This is a genomic window from Butyrivibrio sp. Su6 (assembly GCF_900108105.1).
Lineage (GTDB): Bacteria > Bacillota > Clostridia > Lachnospirales > Lachnospiraceae > Butyrivibrio.
In genome coordinates this window covers 365,116-386,539 of the sequence record NZ_FNUR01000002.1, presented here as the reverse complement: position 1 = coordinate 386,539, position 21,424 = coordinate 365,116, and the positions used below count along the sequence as shown (strand labels likewise).

Here is a 21,424-nt window from a genome sequence, read left to right as displayed (position 1 = left end):
ATTCTTAATATCATTAGCAAGACTTATGAATTTTTCACAATTCATTACCCTCACCATCTCTCTGTAATCTGTCCATAAATATCTATACAGCCACTCCTCTTATCAGATTCAACACGATGTACAAAATCATCCAGGCATATTACCTTACCTAAATAACCTATTTTATCTCTCAAACATTCCTCAATCTCCTCATAAAAAGATATTGCAGTTACAATGATAAGATCGGGACAAAAATTCCTCATGCAATCATCTATATCATTTGAGTCTGCTATTAGTGTTTCTTGTATCACACCCCCAGATGGTATTTCAGCGACCAAAAGCTTTCCTAATTCATTTTTTCCATAAACAAGCACTTTATATATGCCATACGATGCAAGATATTCATCAATCCTTATACCATCTTGCTTTATCCTTATCCATGAAAGCAGACAATCATTGAATTCATCCAATTTGCTAATGCGTATTTTATCCTCATTCTTTCCGTATAAATATCCAGAGGCAACATCAGTTGTAACATCTTCAACTTTGGAAGATTCTCTATCACTGTTTTTATGTAACCAAATAATCCGTCTGCGTGTATTCTCCCACGCAATGTATCCTTTCGACATATACTCAGGACTGTAACCAAGATCAGCAAACATAGATACATAGTCGTGACTGTACTCATAGGGCGGTGATTCTACTAAATCGACAACAATTCTTTCCACTATGTTTTTCATCACAAGTTGGGAAAACATCTGGTAAACTTCGTCTGGTGCAATACCATGTAGAAAATTTACAGCTATCATAAGACTAATATGTTTATTTCTTATATTCTCAAAAGTTCCTGTCTTAAACCTTGGTCCAAAAAGATGAAGAATCCTTGCTCCTGTTATAGTTTTGCTATCTATATCATAACCCAGTCGATTTTTATGGCGAATTTCCGAAATTATATCCCCAAGACCACAACCACATTCAACAATATACCCATCACCAATTTTACCTTTCCGGATAAGGTAATTTACCCTGTTAATTATCGAGAGGGCATATTTCTTTTCTTCAATACAGTTCAGATGCCACTTGTCAAAACCGATGAGCTTCTGAAGAATTTCTTTTTTATTTTTCATATCTTCAGAACTCTCCAATACAACGCATATATATTCCCTATTTCAAATAACAGCATATAAAATTGTGCCATACATCGACGCCCCGTAGTGCCTGATATGCAACTTATACTCCGGAACCATTTCATGTACCATCATAGGTATTTCCCATAAATGTGAGGGCTTGTGATATATGCATATTGCCATGCAAGGCTTATCTCTGCATATAGTTTGCCTGGCACCCTTAAGCGCCTCCACTTCACTTCCTTCTATGTCCATCTTAATGAAAGAAACTTTTTCGTTAACTACCTCATCAATGAAACATGTAGATATGCTCGCACCATAATCGGTCACCTTCCCTGAAACGGAATCATTTCCATCTGTGAAATGCAGAGTAGTATTGCAAGACCATAATCCCATATCATAAAACTTAATTTTATCTCCATATCTCCACAATACCTTGTCCCTTATTTGTCTTGCCTTATCAACCTGCGGTTCGAACGAATAGATTCTCTTAAAATCATTTCTTGTCCAAAATGCTATCTCTTCAATAGTGTCCCCATCATAAGCTCCGCCATCTATGTACACACCGTCTGCAAAAGGCTTCCAGTACTCGTCAATAAAATACTCACTCTTCCCTCTGTTCATAATGTCTGTATAATCAATTTCTCCATCTTCTCTTTTCCTAATGACAGAATCCAAAATGTTCACAGAATCCATATCACTCAGATGCATTTTTACTTCTTTTAATTTGTTTTTATCAAGTTTCTGCGAGATAATATCTTCTTTCAGTTCGAGTGGACGATTCATCCAGAATTCAGAATAATAGTTAGAAATCCCCAAACTTTCTAGCTGAGTTGCCATCTCATAAGTATATGTTCCACATATTAAAACAACTCCATCTTCTCGTATTCTTAAAGCGGATTCCTCTGGACTGCATACTTCATATTGCCTGTTAAATAATTGTATAGAACGTTGTTTATCATGGTCATTATCCAAAATACAGGCTATATTCCATACATTTCCGAAAGGTCTCATTTGTCTCAAAATCTTTACAGCACTGTTGAATCCAAACAAATACACCTTTCTTTTTGATGCCTCTAAAGCAAAATCTTCCCATGTGTCCTTCAAAAATTTTTTCATAGTCTCTTCTCTTTTTTCATTAACTAATATCTTAGTTAAGCAGCTTTATAAAATAGTTCAAATCCATAAAACCATCTTCATGCATAATCGCATAATCATTACCGTTGTACTGCTTGCACAAGCCAATATATTCATCCATCACATTGTTATCAATCTTAATTTCAAACTTATGGGTATCCCGACCAAAAGCCAAAATCATACCATCAAATGTTGTCGCAAGTTTAGAGTTATTATCATTTCCTGATGTCATAAAAAACTTACTATCTATGCGACTTACTAAAGCTGTATCGACATTCAATTTGTATGTTGGCATTGCTACACCATATACATACATTGCATTCCCAGTTTTCAAACCTCCTAGCACTTCCCCGCCATTATTCAACACATAAGAATTGATTATATTCCCAGATAAATCTGTAACAACAATACGTCCATTTTCGCAATTACGCGGTACAAACCATAATTTTCCATCGTCATACTGGATGCCAGCTATCCTACCTATATCGGAAATACTTTCTGTTTTCTGCTCATATGTTTCCAAGTCCAATAATAAATAATTATTAGTATATGATATTCCAACAGCCAGCTTATTATCCCAAAGTGCGTAGCTTCCTCCCCATAGTTGTTTTTTTTCTTTCAAAATATATTTGCCTTCTCTTAATTGCAAATCAAAAACATATATATCAAGCGCATGATCTCCCATCATAAAAACCTTATTATCTTTTAGAAATGCACCTGTAAATTGATATGCATGGTCTCCCATCCCATGCCAGGGAATATCATACTTTGTCCAATTATGATCTGTCCTTGTATATATCCAAAGATGATTTGCATTATATGGACACAAAATCACTTCATTTTCAGTAACACATATACCACCATATAAATCAGTTTTATATGCTGACTCTTCATCCGGGCCGATTAAATAATTGGTTATACCTGTTTTTATATCTATACGACCTATGATATTAACATCACGCATCGTAAAATAAATTGAATTATTAAAAATCGTACTGCTATGACCTATATGCCCTTTGTTCATTAATCTTCTTCCTCATCAAAAATATGTGCATTATTTCAATAATTCACTTTTATACCATTCTATAGCCACATCAATACCGCGTTCAAAATTCCAGTCTGGACTGTATCCCAGCCTCTTTCAAACAATACTTCATAGCATTCTCTGGTATATGGAAATCATGCTTTGTTCTTGTAAATCTTTCTTCCTGTGCTGCTGCAATAATTATTCCATCCTGAATAAGACATGCTGCAGAATCATGGTATAAACAAGAGACGCCAAGTATATACATTAATAGACGACTTTCTTTTTTATAGTTTCTATATGCTCCTCATAAGGAGGCATTGATGATCTGGTCACAAAGATTTTTTATGAGTCCATATTCATTTCCTTCACGGATACTCTGGGATATCTTAATAACAAATAAAAAACTCCCAACATAAGATTTCACACCTTACATTGGGAGTTATTATCATTATTATTCTGTTTTACTGAGCACTTTATTTATATACTCATTTGCTTTTTCTTCTGAGATTTCAAATCTCTTACACAGTTTGCTTTTTATTATATCAGTAGAAATACCATCTTCCAACTTATCTTCGATAAAGGCATCTATGCCTTGTTCTATACCTTCTTCTAATCCTTGATCATATGCTCTGAAGCACGGTAGATCTAATACTTTCCCACCCATAACGTCACCCACTTTCTTCTGAACATTGTCCTGTTTCATCGTTAGTTTGTACGCAACTCTATATGTCAACCTTATGATAGCATCATAGGAAAGTGCTGACAAGTTGCTGACTTCTTGCTCTTGCTTCAATCTCAGAAAAATCTTTTCATAAATTCCAAGTAAGTCGTCAATTTGAGCTTCATTGCAATTAATTTCCGGAAGTTTTCTCTCAAAGTTAAAAATATAAAAAGGAATCAACATATATAGCTTCTTACTAAAAATCTCATCAATGCTATAATCCGACACTTTTATTAATGGTATGTCATATGATACTTCCTTATTATTGGGCAATGCTATTTCAATTGTAGCCTTATCAGCAACTTCATTTCCTGCTCGCAAAAGTAACACGCCTGATTCAGGAAAAGTAAATCTTGCTTTATATAAACTCTTTTCTCCGTTATCGATAGCAATCTGAGTTCCATATTCAAATACTCTTACAAGTATTATTCCATCATATTTTTTACTTTCACATTCCAGATGATATCTTTTTGTGATATTATTGCAAGTTATATCAAAAAAAGAATCTGTTACTCTTTTCTCTTCTGAGCCATCCTCATGTTCAATATAATGTTCGTTTCGTAGTCTTTTTACCACTGCCGATTTATCATATTCTTCATCAAACATATAGTTTACAAATGGTATTAATAAATCATTACAGCGTCCCTCCATGGTTCTGAATGCATCATCGTATGCAGTTTCAGAATAGGCTGGATTATTCTTTTTGTCATTTTCTTTCAATTCTTTTCTCCTTTATGTATGTAATTACAATATCCAACACACATAGGTAAGATATAAGAAGACTTCCAAGACACAAAAAGACCATAAAAAGAAATCATCGTTAGTTCAAAAGTCAATCATGGGAATAGTCTGGCGAATTGCCACGAACACTATGCATGTAAGATTGCTTTGATACAATAGCATATCCCCACCCAGATGTAAAGTATGAACTTGTCAAGGTTCACCACTACTTCGCACTTCTTTTATCTAAATTCTGTATATATATATTTTATTTTATCGCTCTTTATGCACTCAATCAATCATTTAGATTCGTTTGGGCGTTAAAAAAGCCGATACACATTTAAATGTGCATCGGCTACAAGCTCTAGTAAAACTTTATACCTATCAGGTGTACATACTTCTCAAAACATTCACATTTCTTTTTATATCTGCCTTATATCAATTATTCAGTAAGATTAAGCTTCATTATATAATCAATTGACAATCCCGTGTTTTGTGCTACATACTCCGGGCTACTGCCACTCCTAAGAAGATTTTTTGCAATACCATCTGTTACACTTGCCGTTACACTTGTTGTTACCTTTTTAGTGTTTTCAGCAATAGCATCCTGTTTCTCTTTTTCTATTATCTGCTCTACCTTAGTCAACATCAGCATTCTCCTTATCTTATCAGCATCTTCCATAAGAATCACCTTATCACAAAATACAAGCAAACCTTTTAATGCAAATATTCTCTGATTCTCATTTCTTATCTCATCTACAAGTTCAATTGCTCTTTGGATCGCGATCTGCTTTTCTTCTCTTTCTATAAAAGTGAGCGGATATATTATAAGCTGCATCAGATCCTTGTCTTCAAGTTTTTCAAATCTTCTGACATTTTCTGATATTCTCACCCAAAGTTCTTCTGCATCTATTTCAGACAAAAATGCCTCTTCAATATGCATTGTAAAATCACCAAGGCTTAAATCAGGCTTTGTCTGAGTTCTTTTCACATCAGCAGTATAAATAATCAATACTCGCATTCTAGGGTAATATTTGAGTTCATTATACAAAGTTTTAGCTAGTCTAGCAACGTAACCCAGATACTTATGTCCTTGTTTTGATAGACAATTTCCTTTTTCTCGTCCATCCAGTTTCCTCCATTTAATATACTTGCTGAAAGAAATCCGTTCATGGACAGAACTATAGAATTATGTATAGTTATTCTTAGACCACAAAGTATTAACTTAATTACGATAACAATGTTACAATTATTTCATAGGAGATTAGCGACTATGAATCATTGCATAGACTTTTTCAGAGACGAAGTAAGAAACGGATTCTACATTCCCACGGCCATCAAGCAGGCGTGGGCCTGTGCTCTTGATGTGCTTGCAGAAATAGACCGTATCTGCACTTCCCACAATATAACCTACTATGCTGACTGGGGAACACTTCTTGGTGCAGTGCGTCACGGCGGATTCATTCCATGGGATGATGATCTTGATATATGCATGAAAAGAGATGACTACATCAGGTTCCGGGAAGTGGCTGACGCTGAGCTTCCGCCTGAATTTGTCATCCATGATTATGAGAGGCAGGAGAATCACTGGCTCTTTTTGGCAAGAGTTGTGAACAGTTCGAAATATGGGTTTAATGAGGATTATCTAAACCGCCACTACAATATGCCCTGGCTCATTGGCGTAGACATATTTCTAAAAGATTATCTGTATAAAAATCCCGAAGACGAGAAAAAGCGCTGTGATGAAATACTTCGCATCCTAGCTGTCGCTGAAAAAGAAATAAACTTAGGTAACGTATCTTCTGCCAGAGCACTTTATAAAAAAGCTGAAGATGCAATGTCCCGGGTTCCCGAAAGCGAATCCGACAGAATTTGCCAAATTTTCCCATGGGGGCTTAAAGGAAATACCGGTGAGCCAAAAGAATACTATGGAGAAGCTGTACGCCTTCCATTTGAAGACACAACAATCCCGGTACCGGTTCACTATAATCAGCTTCTTTCAATGCGCTATGGCAACTATCTTGAGATTCATAAAGTCTGGTATGCTCATTCATACCCAGCTTTTGACAACCAAAGGCAGTCCTTTGAAGAAGAGACTTCTGAAAAACTCCCTGCTTTTATATATTCAGATGATCTGTTAAAAAGAGCTCCATTTCATACAAAAAATCAACCCAGTAAAAGAACAGCTCTTTTCCTGCCAATCGGCCCAAGAGAATGGGCAGGGTTCCAGAAGGCATATGAAAAAGAATCTGCATCTCACGATACAGATGTATTTGTTGTACCTATTCCTCTTTTATTCAAAGACTACTTTGGAAGAATTAAAATGTCGGATGAAGAGATAATCGCAGCAACGAGGCTTTCTGAGTATCCATCTGACCTTCCACTTTACAACTGGCTGGACATAGATTTAGATAAACTATGCCCTGATTTCATATACATTCAAAATCCTTACGATGATCAGAACCCATGCCTTACAGTGCCTGATTATTTCTATTCACAGAATTTGCAGCAATATACTCACAAAATTGTTTACATCCCAATATCAAAAACCTGTGAATTTACTGAGACTGACCGAAATGACCAGATCAATATGAAATTCTATGTGAATATGCCAGCCCTTTTCTATGCTGATGAAATCTGGCTTCAGTCTGAAAATATTAAAAAGCAGTACCTGGCTAACCTTGTTAATTTCTCAAACAGCAAAAACGAAAATTACTGGGAAAGTAAGCTGATTGTAAAATCTGGACTTTATGACAGCGATATCAAAAGTGACCTCTCATCAGTCAAAAGAATACTATTCTGCATCTGTCCGTATGAAATAAAAGAGCATCAGGATATCATCACCGATGCTCTAAAAGAACGTATAAATATTTTCAAGAATACTTCAGATAAAATCGCCGTTACAATCTGTTCATACCCTTCGGACGATAGCTGCGCGCAGCTGCTGTTAGATATTGCTGCTCAGGAAGGTCTTATCTGCGACTACATAGCCTATGACCTCACAGACTTGGATGAAATTGCCATGAGTTTTGATGCTTACTATGGAAGCGCATCGCCTCTGGTTCCGGTATTTGCAGAGCACAAAAAGCCAGTGATGATCTCGAACTATAGTGTTTAATATAGCTTCACTTATGCTGTAAATAATCAAAATCCAGCTTCCTTATAGCATCAATAGTTTCTTTGTAAGTTCTTTTTTGTTCAAAAAGAACTGTTGTCCCCAACACAAACCCATCAACTCCATGGGGCGCATATTTTTTTATCTTATCTGCTCCGCAGGCTCCATCCCAAAAGAGTTTGAAGCCCATTTTATCTCTAAGTTTGATTAGTTGTTCTATCTTTTCACCTACAAAGGGCAAAAACATCTGGCTGGCATTCCCCGGATTTACAGCCATTACAAGCACGCTGTCCACAATTCTCAAAAGTTCTTTTATTGTTTCAACACTGGTTCCGGGATTTATAGCTATCCCGGGATGCATCCCGGCATCTATAATCTTCTGGATTGTTGCTGACGGATGATACTCAGCTTCAGGATGAATATACACAGTATCCCCGGGTCTGAGCTCATTTAGAAAAATGCTTATACTGTTCCTGGGATGTTCTATCATAAGGTGCACATCCAGAGGTTTTTTGGTCAGCCTCGCAATACACTCCATATCATACAGAGACATGGCGAAATTGTTCACATAACGACCATCCATTATATCAATATGAAAAGAATCAATTCCTGCTGCCTCAAGATCACGAACTTCCCTTTCAAGGTTTCCGAAATCCGCACACATCATTGAAGCAGTAAGCAAAAAATCATTCTTCATTATCACACCCTCATTCATAATAGTTCGCACAAAATGATCAGCAATCCACATTCTGTATCATTACTGGGATTCCTTTCCTAGCACACTCCTTCGGAATATATCCCGGATCTCCGTAGAAAGCATCCCAATTATCCATATACCCAATAGAAGTACCCTTTGGGTCATAGAAGCAATTGTGGTAACTATCTAAGCTTGTCATAAGTTCACTGAACTCAGACCATAATTCGCTATTAATATCTTCTAATTGGGAAATAATTGCCTCCTGAGGAACAACAACTGCAATTATTTTTTTCTGTTCCTCGGCAAAACTATCAAGCGATTTCTTTATCTTCTTAATTGACTTTTCCTTCCCCTTAAGAAGCATACTAATAGAAATGTAGTAAATTATGATTTTTCTTCCTTTAGCAATTTCTACAATTTTTTCCCACTCGCTATCAGCAGCATCTGAAATGTTTTCAAATATGTCTACACTATTCTCTTTACTCGCAGATTCATCAGATAGCTCTTTATCACCACAATACTCTCTTATGGTAATGATCTTATGTTCCCAGTAATTTCGAGTATTTTCACCTGTAAGCTCTATAAGTCTGTTAAAATAAATCTCTTTTTGTTTATCAGACTGTAATACCACCCTATCCGCACATATAACTGCCGGCTGTTCCACCAGCGTGGTGATCGCACTTTCAGCCTTCTCTTCCTTTTCTGACGGGTCCTCAATATCATAGCAAGGCACATAAATCAGTTCATCAGTATATTCTTTAAGATTGGATGAATAAAAAAACTCATGAACAGAAAAGCTGGTATTATATCCATCAAAAGGAACCTGAGTCACAATTATATCGGGGTGAATTCCAACAAAATCGAACTTCTCGCAATCTTCAACAGGTACATTTTGTGCAAACTTATTATGATCATCATGCTTTTGACCAATATTGCCATCAAAATCACAATCGAAATAAAATATTGGAAGCACATGGACTTCATACTCCTCAGAATTCGAAGAATAGAATTCCCAAAGCGGTTTCATAGTATTCCACCAAGCAGTTCTTACCGGTAAAAGAGCTACAATCTTTCTTTTGAGCACAGTTTCAGGTGACACAAGTTTTAATGCATAGCGTTGTACCGATGATAACAACTCATGATAGTTCAATGTATAACAAAACGGATTATGACCAATACTATTTTTCAAAATTTCCTGCTGACCGGAATATACCGGATAATCATGAAGCCCACCGCCCTTAATAATACGCATATAGTCTCCATAATCAGCAAGCAATTTCTCGTCATATCTCGCCATAACGTTCATAAATGTATTTTCAAAAGGTAGCCTGACAATACTATCATATATTTCCTTCGAATATTTATGACTTCCATCTGATACAAAGAAAGGCATGAACGCAACGTTCTCAGCATCATAACAAGAACGCTCACTATATAATGCTTCAATTTTCATTAAAAGAGACCAATATTTATCAGAATTTATTTCACCGGTGGACTTTAGTAACGACATTTCAGCCGACACATCCCTGACACGCTGTATCCTATCAGCTTCCTTTATAGGATCATCATATACTCCATCCAATGGAAAAATATCTACTCCTGCAACATATGGACAGCCATAATACTCTCTCATATGCTCCTGACTATAATCTATTGCATGGCTATTAACTACTCTTCCGGTAATCTCACTATATCCTTTTTGAGTGCCAATAGTAAGAATCTCATACTCTTCTGGAAGCTCTTTTTCAGCAATCTCAAAAAATCTAAGCCAATCCGGTCTTAACATACATATATCAAGATCATCATCCCATGGAATATAACCTTCATGTCTTACTGTCCCAATCAAAGTTCCATAATCTGCATACCACTTGATATTATGTTCATTACAAATTCGCGCAATATGAGAAAGCACTTTAAGTTGTACTGCCCAATAGCGCTTCATCATTGTTGTGACAAAGAATCCTTCTCGGACTTCGTCATAAAAAAAATCTGATGAAAAATCAATATTTTCAATTGAAAATCTTTCTATTCTCTCCATTTGACTATCAGCTCATGTATAGTTTTGTTTAGCTTAAAAGTTCAGCAATTCTATCTTCATATCTAAAGTTTTTCTCTATCTTTTCTTGCCCGGCCGCAGCAATTTTTCTTCTTAAATCGTCGTTTCGCAAGTAGAATTCAGTTTTGGCAACTGCATCCTCCAATGATTCATATAAGATGCACTCTTCTCCATCACTGAAATACTCATATATTTCAGGTTGAAAGCTGGATAAAAGAAATCCTCCGCAGCCCATAATATCCAGAGCCCTTAATGGAATTCCTGACCGATTAGCCTTAAGAACAGGACAAAGATTAACTTTACTTGCTTTAAATACTTGTGGCATTTCTTTCAAATAGTCTACCGGTCCTTCAAATTCTACATTTGCAAGTAGTTCTCTTTCATTATCTGAAAGCTCATGAGTATAAAGCTTAAGTTGGTGATCTTTGGACAAAAAACTAAGAAGAGTCATTCTTTCAAGATGCGTCAAGTAAGCAGCCACAGCCCAGCATAGTTCCTTTTGGTTTACCTGAATTGCATTTTCTGACAGGCTTCTATAACGTTGTCTTACTTTTTCTGTAAACTCTTCTGAAATAACATCATCAATGATATATGCGCCATACAGCTGAAGTTGTGCTTTGATAGCTCCGTCAATATATCCTTTTTGATATTCATCCATATGTGCCATTAATTGTGGCAGCATTGATTCATACAGCCTTCCGACAAAAGAAACATCGCACCCATATCTGCCATAGTCAGTTTCTATAGCATCCAGCCTCTTGATATTAACTGCAAGTGGAAGATAGTAGATATTATCAAGTCCTAATTTTTTGTATCTCTCATAATCTGCTCTCGCAAAGAAAAAAATTTTGTTGCATTCATAGTCCATACATTCTGCAGTGGGTAGATTGGGAGGACTATCAAAAAACCATGAAATGTACCTGATATCATGCTTCTTACAAACTTTAGAAACTACCGGCCAAAAATTTGTTGTAAAAACAAGATCATAATTGCTCTCAGATAGATCTTTTTCCATCCTGCTCATGAAAACATCATCATTATATTTATCGACCTCCTGCGCATAAGGAATGCTGTTGCACTTATGTCCTGCCTTCTGCAAAAAATACACAAGATCATATTGAATATAGGAATTTAGAAAATCATAAAGAAGTATATTCATCTATTACTTATTCACCCTTTTTCCTGTTCCATTTCATTTCGCAAATCTTTTATCGCATTCTTTTATAATTCCGACATCCAACTCAGCAATTCTGTTTTTTACCTCTTCATTTTGATCGTATGGGATTGTAATAACTTCGTTTTTAAGGACTGATAACTTCTTAAGCAAGCCTTCCTCATTCTTGCCGCAATCATCAAAGTATTTGCTTATTTTTTCTGTGCTTGCTCCATACCTTACAATCTGATCATGTATACACCTGTTAACTCCAAAAGAATACATTCTAGTCATTGCATACTCTATTATCTTCTTGCATTCTTCATATGAAGGCAGCTCATGACATCGATCATATGTAGCCCTAATTGCTCCATAAATAGAATCAAAATATGTGTTCAGATCCAGCGTTTTAGTGGCAGATCCTTCTATATCGCAATAGTTATAAAGAACTTCTTTAACATTTCCAATACTACCTGCGCGCATAAACATATAAATAAGAATCTCTGTATCTTCCAGGCACCTTATATTTTCTCTCATTCTAATCTGAGGCTCTTCCCATAATTCTCTTTTAAATATTTTAGTAACCAGGTACCCGCCACAGGCAATAAGTGCTTTTCTCTTATCATCATCAAGATAACCAGTCAGGTTATCTCCTGTGTACAACGTTGCTGTATCTTTGGATTCACTATAAAAACCTGTATCAACAATGTCATATCCGCCTTCTTTGGCTTTATTGTACAAAAGTTCATACATAGTTGACGCAACATAATCATCACTATCAACAAGTCCAATATATTCTCCTGTAGCTACATCAAAGCCCTGATTTCTTGCTCCTCCGCTTCCTCTATTAATTTTTCCATCAATTATGACTACTTTATCAGGAAACTGCTCTTTACAGCTTCGCATTATCTCCCAGGTATTATCGCTTGAAGCGTCATTTATTATGATTATTTCTATATCTTGAAGTGTCTGATTTACAAGGCTTGTAAGGCATCTGGTAAGAGTTTTACCGGAATTATATGCAGGTACGATTATGCTTACTTTTTTCATTTGTCCAGCTTTAGAGTCCATGCTATTCCTCATCTTTTTAATGACAAAAACAAATTCAGATCCTCTGGCGTTCCAAGTCCATGCATCTTCTGCCCCACGTTGCAATACACTATTTTTTTACCATCTGCAATCATTTCGTTATAAACAGGAGCCACATAAAACTCATTGTTTACTCTGATATTTTTATCTATCATTTGATGAGCATACTTAACAAAGTCCCTACCGTGCTTATAATTATAAATTCCCACAGTAGCTTCATTTGAAATCACTTCTTTCTCTCTTACCTCTGTTACAAATCCATTATCATCATATTTTATGTAACTCCATTTTGGATGATTAGCAGGCATAGTCATGATCAGCCCATCGTTGTCATATAGATGCTCCAGATATTCATCAATTACAGTATCAACATACTGGTCACTGTTTGCTATCATCATTTCATCATCGTTATCTATATATTTTTCGGCCAACAAAACAGTACAAGCTGCCCCCTCCGTGATGTGATCTATAGTTATGATCACAGGGTCCCCTGCCATTCGCTTTAGTTCTTTTTCAAGATCATATTTTACAAGATGCTCTGCCTGACAAATATAGATAAACCTATGGTCACAGGTAGGTCTTATATTGTCTGTAACAACCTCGATCATAGGCTTGCCATTAACGTCAATAAGAGGTTTGGGAACCTTATAACCAGCATCTGCAAATCTGCTGCCTCTACCAGCCATAGGAATCACTATATTTAGCATATTTTAGCCCTCCGTAAGGTATTTATCGTTGTTAGCTCCGGGAATCTTAACTACCACATTTTGAGCATCAGTAATTGCAGTAAAATCAGTAGCATCACCGGGTTCAACCACGATGATGTCACCCTCTGAAAACTCAGTATCAAACATTTTTACTTTTCCTTTTGTCACAAGCGTAAACTCTGTAGCAATCTTATGATAGTGTTTGTCTTCATAATCTCCTGCTTTGTAGTTCTTAACCGCAACTTCTACGTCATTTGTTTTATAGAGACTAGGTTCAAAATTCCCAATAAACCACCCCTTAGTCATATCATCTAATTTTTCAACCTTCATCTAGAATCTCCTTTTATCTTCATATTCCTTAATTTTTTCTGGAGAATAGAAGGTATTATACTGATCCCTTGCAACCTCATAAAAGCCAACTTTTCCTCCGTCAAGGATTATTTCATTAAGTGATGCTGAAATATAATAATTGCCGTTATAATTGTTATCCTTAAGTATTACTTTTTTTGCTGCCTCAACAAAATCCCTTCCTTTCTTAAAATAATAGAATCCTGCTATAGCATGCTTTGATAATGGTCTTTTTTCAGCCACTTCCACCACTTCTCCGTCTATGATCTTGGCATAACTCCATCTTGGATGAATGCTGTCAAAGGTGATAACGCCTGCATCAACATCGTTTTCACTAAAGTGTTTCAGAACATCGTTATAATCCACATCGATAGTCTGGTCACAATTTGTGATTATGAGAGGTTCATTATTATTGATACTCTGAATAGCCATTAGGCAAGTGCACAATGCTCCTGCTGTCTGTGCCCCAAGAATAACTATATCTGTATCATTTCCTGTAAGTATCCTGGCTGAATCATCTAAATGAAATTCAGCGCAATCTTTCTTATCAAAAACGAATACAAAATGCTTATCTTCAAGTCTAAAAAAGTTTTCAACCACCTGCTCAAGCATGGTCTTACCTTCTATTTCAATCATAGGCTTTGGAAAAAAAGAGTCCTTAAAGAACAATGACTTACCCATAGAGGGGATCAGTATATTATTCATTTATGACCTCCTTTCTTTGAACCTCGCCATTTTCACATTTTTTTATCATTTGTGAGATATTTTCATAATTGACGTCATACACTGTTTCCACAGCCAAAACATATGCTCCGCTATCTCTTCCTGCCTGAACTCCTTTAGGGTTATCCTCAACCACAAGACACTCTTCAGGTTTTAATTCAAACTTTCGAATTGTCACGTTATACATCTCTGGATCCGGTTTTGCTTTTACAACATCTTCATTGGATACATAAAGATCAATATATTTTTCCAAATTAGACATGCGCATCATATTTTCTATCGTAGCCCTCACACTGTTGGAACAAACTGCAATTTTATATCCTTTAGCATGAAGTCTAGATAATGCATACTCGTGATGAAACATAGGCCGACATTTAAGTGCAGTCTCTTCCATAGTATATTTTTGTTTAAGCTGATTTAAAAAAGGATGTAGTTCTTCAGGAAGATAGTACTGTTCACTCAACATTTTTAGCTTCTCTTTTGTCGGAAGTCCGTCAAATGTGTGAAGATGGTCGTATCTGCTTATGCCTAGCCCAAATAATCCCAGTGCCTTATTTAGCGATTCATAATGCCAGTCCTTGGCATCGATCAGTACGCCATCCATGTCAAAAAGAATCGCTTTGATCTTAGTTCCCATAGAAATATTCCTCCGCTTCCGCCGGTGTATCTGTACATAACATTACATCGGCATCATCTACGTATTTTTTTAGGAATTTCCACATATTTGCCTTATCCCGTCCATGTATCTCCGGTGAAATAATAGAAACCTTCTTGCCCTGCTGCCTCATCTGATCGATTACTTTCTCACTGATCCAGGAATTTTCCCATTCGTCCATCCACACACCATGAGACTTTTCCAAAAGAACCGGTTCTTTTTCATACTCACTCATCCTTGTGAAAACATTAAACTCCTGCTTGTGGTACACTACCTGCTCAGGAATAGACATATCAAAGACAAAGCAATTTTGAATATTATATTTTTCCAAATCTGCTCTTAGCAGATTCTGAATGCCATCTGCTTTAATATTAATAGCCAGCGGCGTATTCATATTCATCTCTGAATACAGCTTCAAAACTTCATCAAAAGAAAAACACTCTTTGGTGGCTACATTATGTGATACGACAAGCTTTTCTTCATAGTCTCTGATGTCAGTCTCTATGCCATAGCCATTTTCAAAAGCACGCCTGAAGCTTTCCAGTGTATTTTTCTCTTCTACTGTTTTCCAAAATCCCCGGTGCGCAAGTATCTGCATTACGAACCTCCTATTCTTGAAAACTATTATCAACAACTACTCAGAAGCTTTTTCACTTATCTATTTCTGAATTTAACATATCTGTAAATTTCAAAGCTCCAAGAAAGTTAAAATGTGAACTATCATAGTAATATCCACGATTTTGGGCAATGTCATCTCTTGAATAGTCCAATAATTTAAACTCATATTTTTCTCTTGCCCTATCTAATACTGAGTAAAAATAATTCTTCCATAGTTCAATCATTTCTTCCTCTTTAGCCCATACTCCGGAAAATCTTGGGATAATAGTCAAGTAAACCTTCATATCAGGATTAATCCCATATAATAACTCAAGCGTTTTTTCAAAATATTCTATATTATCGTTTAATGTATTCTCGAATTTCGTTTTAACATATCTACCGAGCCTAAACTTTTCAATATCATCGTCAGAAACCACCTCAAATCTATAAAATTGGTTACGAATAGGAAAAAAATCATCGCCATAAAGTTTATCAATACTAAGATAAAAGAGTTTTTCCCAAACATTTTTTATTTCATCACTTTCTCTACTATGCCATCCGTCATATACTAACTTTACCAATTCCGAATAGTTATATTTTTCTAAATGTTTGTTTTTATTAAAATTGTGTTCATCAAAATCAATACCCCCACTTGAAAGATATTTGATCATACTTTCAGAAAATGAACAATCATAGTCAAAATAGCTATAATCAAACATATCAATTATGGCAGTTTGAAGATTTACTAATTTATCCGGATAGTTTAAATAGCAATACTCTAAACTTTTATAATTGTAATAAATATCTTGCGCAGAAACTGCCAGATTAGCAAACTTCCCATTCCCGAGTCTACCTGAAATAATTCCAACTTCAGCATGAGAAATACCTAATATTACCCCCATATAATAATCTAAATTAGGTCTTTTCATCTCAATATCCGCTCTCATAATTGGCGTATAATCTTCCCTAAGCCTGTAAAAATCAATAAGCATAGCGCTATCGCCATAATTCCAGCTTAAAATATTCCATATTTTTCCTTTAAGAGATTCCAATTCGAACGCAACAATTATTATTTCGTATCCATCTAGGAAATTCCTCGGCGCAGTAAGCACCAAAAAATCGTCATAAACATATGATGCATCAACTAATTGAGGATATTTAATAGCTCTGTAAACATCCTCAATACCCTTTTTATTGCCTATTACTGCGATTTTTATCTCCTGCATACTTATTTGAGAACTCCTGTCACACTCTTCTGCAATCGTTATAACGTATATTTAAGTATATTTTATCATAGTTATATGCCAATAAACAGCGTAACGTAGTATAATTAGTTTATCCCCATGGGACTTTACGGAGGTTGAGAATGACAATCTACATAATTTCACCCCAAAACAGAATAAGTGGAGGTCCTGAGTTGGCTCATCAGCTGTGTAATGCCATAAACAGGCTGTCTAATGTAAAGGCCTACATGTGCTATGTCAATTTAGAAGAGCCTTATAACATCATTGAAAACGCCGTAACTCCCACTCCTTATCTCGTTTATAACACTGAAAGCCGTTCAGATATTGATGAGATTGACAGAGCAGGAAACATTGTTATTTTCCCTGAAGGTCTCACCTTTAGTATGATGCACATAAAGCGCGCCAAGATTGCCCTCTGGTGGATGAGTGTTGATAATTACATCACATCCACCAATGAGTGCAACGTTGATTTTATAAAAGACAACGTTTTCCTTCACCTATTTCAGTCTCGTTACTCTATAGAATACGTCAAAAAGATGTTTCCTGAAGCAAATGGGATTTATCTTTCTGATTATATAAATGAAGAACACGGCAAATTCATCTATCCTGCTGAAGGCCGCATGAATAATGCTTTATACAACCCGGCCAAGGGCTTTACCGAGATCAAACCGCTTATAGAAAAAGCTTCCTGGCTTAATTGGATTCCTTTGGTAAAAATGGATCTGCCACATATGATACTCACAATGCAGAGTTCCAAGTTATATGTTGATTTTGGAAATCATCCCGGCAAAGACAGGATTCCCAGAGAAGCTGCTGCCGATGGCTGCGTTGTTATAACAAACAAAAAAGGATCAGCAGCCTTCCATGAGGATGTGCCGATTCCTGAAAAATATAAGTTTGACGATCCTGCAAGCCAGCTGGATGACATAAATGATCTGATGCATGACATCTGTGACAACTTCCTTCAACATCAGAATGCCTTTGCTGACTATAGGAGCTTTATTGCTTCAGAGAAAGCAAAGTTTGATGAGGACGTTCTTAACTTTATTTCAGTACTTAGAAATTCATAAAAAACGTCTGTCGCATTCCTTCATGATAGTAAAATCCAGAAAACCGCATGATCTCAGATGAGCTTTTCTATATATGAATCATCCAATCTTTGCCAGTATACTTCCAAGGGCTTTATCGTAGCTATACTTCTCACTTACATGCTTATAGCCGTTTAGTGCTATCTGAAGCCTTGCTCTTTCGTTAGAAAGGTAAAAGCTGACCTTATCATGAAGCTCATCTATATCATGGAATACTTCTATATCCCTTCCGATAGTAAAGAGCTCCTCTATTTCAGGCTGATAACTACTCAGCATAAACCCGCCAACTCCCATAATATCAAATACCCTAAGGGGTACCCCTGATAAGATGGAATGAAGGGATATATTAAGATTTATCTTACTGAGATAGTACATCCTTGGAAGTTCTTCATCATAGGAAAGTCTGCCTCCAACCTTAACTCCGGAAACATCAACCGACGCATCATTTGTATGAAGTCTCACATCATAATCGGACAGCGACTCTAGTATGCAGCTTCTTTCCAAAAAAGAAATGTATCTTGCAAATAATCTTGCTCCAAGATATTCATCCTTGTCCATCAAAAATTCATCTGCCTCGTTTCCGCCATATATCTTCCACAGCTCTGAAACAGCTTCCGCGGAAAGCCTACCATTTATCCTGTTCTTTCCATCCCATATACCAAAAGAACTATTTACTATAGCTTCAATTTCTCTCCTTGTACTATCTGATGCTTTCTCCATGACATCTTTATAGCTGTTATCGCTATAAAGACTTCCAACAAAAGAAACATCGCAGGAAAACCTGGCCTCATCGTCAGAATTTATTACAAGTCCTGTATTTCTATAGACATTTGTAGCAAGAGGCTGGTAAAAAACATGCTTTCCTCCGGCTTTTTTTACCTGTTCCACCTGAATCTTGTCAAAGGAAAAGATATAGTTACAGCCATTTCCTACCTGCTTCTCATACAGTTCCTGCTGGGGCATATCATATATCCAGGAAACATACTTAATTCCCAGGTCTTCACAGGCATCACTGACAGCCGGTGAAAAATCCATGGTTATGGCAACATCAATCTTATCTTTTGTCAGCAGTTCTTTTACCTTGCAGGTATCGTTATGTGCCTTGCTGTGAATAGAAATCTTCGTGTCGATAACCTTTATGTCCCTGCCGGAATTAAGCATAGTCCATGCAATGTCATCATATTTAATTTCATTTAAATACAATAGTCCATAGACTGTGCCCATATTCACCCCTTAGTCACTATGTCAATTATATCCTGCAGGCGCCCTTCATATGTGTGATCGGCCAAAATCTTGTCGTGGCCTCTCCTTGCTATATCTCTTCTTTCATCTTCATGACCGAGGTAATATTCTATCTTCTCCATAAGGTCTCTTTTGCTCTCATAGTAGACAAAGTCTTCGCCGGGAACAAAGAATCTAAGATAGTCCTCCTGATAGTTAGACAAAAGAAATCCACCACACCCCATGATATCCATCGCTCTAAGCGGAATGCCCTTTTGAATGCTCCTTAATGAGATGTTTAGGTTAATGGCAGAAGTTTTGAATACAATGGGCATCTCAAGGTAATAATCTGCTTCTCCCCTGTTGTCTACGCCTTCTGCACTAAAAGTCCCATCCCCGGTATAAAGCTTTACAGGGTATTTTTTTCCAATTTCTCTTATAAACTCACTTCTCTCAAGTGCAGTAATTTTTCTGTTGATGACGTAATTGGCATAAAGGTATTCATAGGTTACAACGCTGTCGTATCCGGGCTTTATCTCCAGAACCTTTTCCATCTCTGCTATGACACGCTCTGTAAGGGAATTCTCAATAATGTTAACTCCTTGGATTTCCATTTGAGACTTAATAAGTCCATCCAAATAGCCCTTGGTATACTCTGAAATCCTGCCCTCCAGCCTGTCATAATATGTGTGGTCTTCAGTATATAACCGTCCCACAAAGGAAATTTCTCCGCCATATTTTCCTGCCATATCATCAGTAACAGTAATGGAGTCGTATCTCTCTACCGCCGCCGCCATAGGAAGATAAAAAACATTTCTAAATCCCTGACCGGCAAACAACTCGTACATCTGCGAATCAAATACAAAAATATAATTGCACTTATTTATCAGGGTGTAGGAAAAAAGCCTGACAGCAGGATTGTCATATACCCATGCCGCATATTTGATACCAAGTTCATTGCAAACCTTGGAAATAACGGGGAAATAGTTAAAAGAAAGGACAAAATCAAAGTTTAAATTCCCTATATCCTCTTTAAACTTTTCCATGAATTCTTTGTCATCATCATCTATATGATTGTCAAAGCCATAGGAAGTAACCGATATCCCCAGCTTTTTTGCAGCCTGTATCAGATCTTCGTTTCCTATGCTCTTCCAGTCCAAAAATAAGATATTCATATTACTTTTGTTCTTCCTTCATCTTATTAGCTATATTGATGATCTCGATAAGTCTGTCCGTACCATAGGTATTGATAATATTCTGATAAAACTGAAGCCTGAATACATCCACTTCCCTTGGATCATGGACTGTTTCCAGCATGTTCAAATAAGCAATAAAACCTCTTGGACTTTCCATGAATTTCTTGTCTGAACTTGCTGAAAGTCCATCAGGCAGATATTCGCATATATAAATGATCTCATTAAACCACCTGATCTTGTACCCATCTCTTGCAATACTGTCCCAGATCAGAGACTCGGGAACAAACTTTTCGCCCTCAAACTCAGGAAATGGATATTTTTTTAAAATGCTAGTCTTGTAAACTTCAGCTTTATCATCTAGCAGGTTATACAGATGTCTCTGGAGATTGGTGCAATCCACGTATTCCCCTTCAAACTTTCCATATCCGCCAACAGGCTTCATATTCGGCTCGCTTTTAAGTCCGCTGACCGCTGCAAAAGAATCATCATCTGCAATCTGGGAAAACCATCTGTTAACCTTCTCTATGGCATCATCCAGGATATAATCATCACTATCAACGATAAAAAAAGCGTTGCTTGAAGCCATTTGAACTGCCTTGTTGATTCCTCTGTGCTTTCCACCATTTTCTACTTTCCTGTAAATAATAGAGAAATCATTTTCTTCTCTGAGCCAGATTTCAAAAAGCTCATCAGTATTATCTGTGCTTCCATCATTTATAACAATCCATTCGAAATCTTTGGAAGTCTGCCTCTTGAGGGAATTATAAAGTTGTTCCAGCCTATATGCCCTGTTGTATGTAGGCGTAAAAACAGTTACCATATAC

21 protein-coding genes are annotated in these 21,424 nt (G+C 36.5%); 2 read left to right on the top strand and 19 right to left on the bottom strand.

Annotated elements, in window-relative coordinates; all coding sequences use genetic code 11:
* Positions 1–50: 50 nt before the first annotated feature.
* The 6 genes from C4S54_RS04085 to C4S54_RS04060 all read right to left on the bottom strand — a co-directional run bounded on the left by C4S54_RS04085 (position 51) and on the right by C4S54_RS04060 (position 5,723).
* Entirely contained in the window at positions 51–1,106 is a 1,056-nt protein-coding gene (locus tag C4S54_RS04085; RefSeq protein WP_103868390.1) for a hypothetical protein, read from the bottom strand.
* Positions 1,107–1,148: 42 nt separating this feature from the next.
* Positions 1,149–2,225 carry an FkbM family methyltransferase gene (locus C4S54_RS04080; RefSeq protein ID WP_103868389.1) on the bottom strand — a complete coding sequence of 359 codons (1,077 nt, stop codon included), beginning with the start codon at positions 2,223–2,225 and terminating at the stop codon, positions 1,149–1,151.
* A 31-nt stretch (positions 2,226–2,256) separates the two neighbouring features.
* Positions 2,257–3,267, bottom strand: coding sequence for a hypothetical protein (locus C4S54_RS04075; RefSeq protein WP_103868388.1), 1,011 nt, complete (start codon positions 3,265–3,267; stop codon positions 2,257–2,259).
* Between the two features lie 82 nt (positions 3,268–3,349).
* Positions 3,350–3,535 carry a carbamoyltransferase N-terminal domain-containing protein gene (locus C4S54_RS04070; RefSeq protein ID WP_242973737.1) on the bottom strand — a complete coding sequence of 62 codons (186 nt, stop codon included), beginning with the start codon at positions 3,533–3,535 and terminating at the stop codon, positions 3,350–3,352.
* Between the two features lie 186 nt (positions 3,536–3,721).
* Positions 3,722–4,711 (bottom strand): hypothetical protein, encoded by a 990-nt coding sequence (locus tag C4S54_RS04065; RefSeq protein ID WP_103868387.1) that lies wholly within the window; start codon positions 4,709–4,711, stop codon positions 3,722–3,724.
* Between the two features lie 442 nt (positions 4,712–5,153).
* Entirely contained in the window at positions 5,154–5,723 is a 570-nt protein-coding gene (locus C4S54_RS04060; protein WP_103868386.1) for a hypothetical protein, read from the bottom strand.
* Positions 5,724–5,984: 261 nt separating this feature from the next.
* Between C4S54_RS04060 and C4S54_RS04055 the strand changes: the two genes are divergently transcribed.
* Positions 5,985–7,829: a LicD family protein gene (locus C4S54_RS04055; protein WP_160110674.1), complete on the top strand. Its 1,845-nt coding sequence runs from the start codon at positions 5,985–5,987 to the stop codon at positions 7,827–7,829.
* A gap of 7 nt (positions 7,830–7,836) precedes the next feature.
* Here C4S54_RS04055 and C4S54_RS04050 read toward each other — a convergent pair whose 3' ends face one another.
* Genes C4S54_RS04050 through C4S54_RS04005 form a run of 10 tightly spaced genes read right to left on the bottom strand, consistent with a single transcriptional unit; the run spans position 7,837 to position 17,077 of the window.
* The gene (locus C4S54_RS04050; protein ID WP_103868384.1) at positions 7,837–8,523 is read right to left on the bottom strand and encodes a ribulose-phosphate 3-epimerase; all 687 of its coding nucleotides are present in this window, start codon (positions 8,521–8,523) and stop codon (positions 7,837–7,839) included.
* Between the two features lie 37 nt (positions 8,524–8,560).
* Positions 8,561–10,561, bottom strand: coding sequence for a LicD family protein (locus C4S54_RS04045; protein ID WP_103868383.1), 2,001 nt, complete (start codon positions 10,559–10,561; stop codon positions 8,561–8,563).
* Positions 10,562–10,589: 28 nt separating this feature from the next.
* A complete protein-coding gene (locus C4S54_RS04040) occupies positions 10,590–11,738 on the bottom strand; it encodes a CgeB family protein (protein ID WP_103868382.1) in 1,149 nt (382 codons plus the stop codon).
* Positions 11,739–11,771: 33 nt separating this feature from the next.
* Positions 11,772–12,803, bottom strand: a complete 1,032-nt coding sequence (locus tag C4S54_RS04035; protein WP_242973736.1) for a glycosyltransferase family 2 protein — start codon at positions 12,801–12,803, stop codon at positions 11,772–11,774.
* Between the two features lie 8 nt (positions 12,804–12,811).
* Complete coding sequence (locus C4S54_RS04030; protein ID WP_103868381.1) at positions 12,812–13,528, bottom strand: glycosyltransferase family 2 protein; 717 nt, start codon at positions 13,526–13,528, stop codon at positions 12,812–12,814.
* A 3-nt stretch (positions 13,529–13,531) separates the two neighbouring features.
* The gene (locus tag C4S54_RS04025; RefSeq protein ID WP_103868380.1) at positions 13,532–13,858 is read right to left on the bottom strand and encodes a hypothetical protein; all 327 of its coding nucleotides are present in this window, start codon (positions 13,856–13,858) and stop codon (positions 13,532–13,534) included.
* Positions 13,859–14,581 carry a glycosyltransferase family 2 protein gene (locus tag C4S54_RS04020; protein ID WP_103868379.1) on the bottom strand — a complete coding sequence of 241 codons (723 nt, stop codon included), beginning with the start codon at positions 14,579–14,581 and terminating at the stop codon, positions 13,859–13,861.
* Entirely contained in the window at positions 14,574–15,236 is a 663-nt protein-coding gene (locus tag C4S54_RS04015; protein WP_103868378.1) for an HAD family hydrolase, read from the bottom strand. Before C4S54_RS04015 ends, C4S54_RS04020 begins: the two co-directional genes overlap by 8 nt.
* Complete coding sequence (locus C4S54_RS04010; protein WP_103868377.1) at positions 15,226–15,852, bottom strand: hypothetical protein; 627 nt, start codon at positions 15,850–15,852, stop codon at positions 15,226–15,228. The genes C4S54_RS04015 and C4S54_RS04010 overlap by 11 nt, the downstream gene beginning before the upstream one ends.
* Positions 15,853–15,904: 52 nt before the next feature.
* Entirely contained in the window at positions 15,905–17,077 is a 1,173-nt protein-coding gene (locus tag C4S54_RS04005) for a hypothetical protein (protein WP_103868376.1), read from the bottom strand.
* Positions 17,078–17,217: 140 nt separating this feature from the next.
* Between C4S54_RS04005 and C4S54_RS04000 the strand changes: the two genes are divergently transcribed.
* Complete coding sequence (locus C4S54_RS04000) at positions 17,218–18,165, top strand: hypothetical protein (protein WP_103868375.1); 948 nt, start codon at positions 17,218–17,220, stop codon at positions 18,163–18,165.
* Between the two features lie 78 nt (positions 18,166–18,243).
* Here C4S54_RS04000 and C4S54_RS03995 read toward each other — a convergent pair whose 3' ends face one another.
* The 3 genes from C4S54_RS03995 to C4S54_RS03985 are packed head-to-tail and all read right to left on the bottom strand — an operon-like array spanning position 18,244 to position 21,420.
* Entirely contained in the window at positions 18,244–19,407 is a 1,164-nt protein-coding gene (locus tag C4S54_RS03995) for a CgeB family protein (protein WP_103868374.1), read from the bottom strand.
* Between the two features lie 2 nt (positions 19,408–19,409).
* The gene (locus C4S54_RS03990; protein ID WP_103868373.1) at positions 19,410–20,579 is read right to left on the bottom strand and encodes a CgeB family protein; all 1,170 of its coding nucleotides are present in this window, start codon (positions 20,577–20,579) and stop codon (positions 19,410–19,412) included.
* 1 nt (position 20,580) lies between these two features.
* Positions 20,581–21,420 (bottom strand): glycosyltransferase family 2 protein, encoded by an 840-nt coding sequence (locus tag C4S54_RS03985; protein ID WP_103868372.1) that lies wholly within the window; start codon positions 21,418–21,420, stop codon positions 20,581–20,583.
* Positions 21,421–21,424 lie beyond the last annotated feature (4 nt).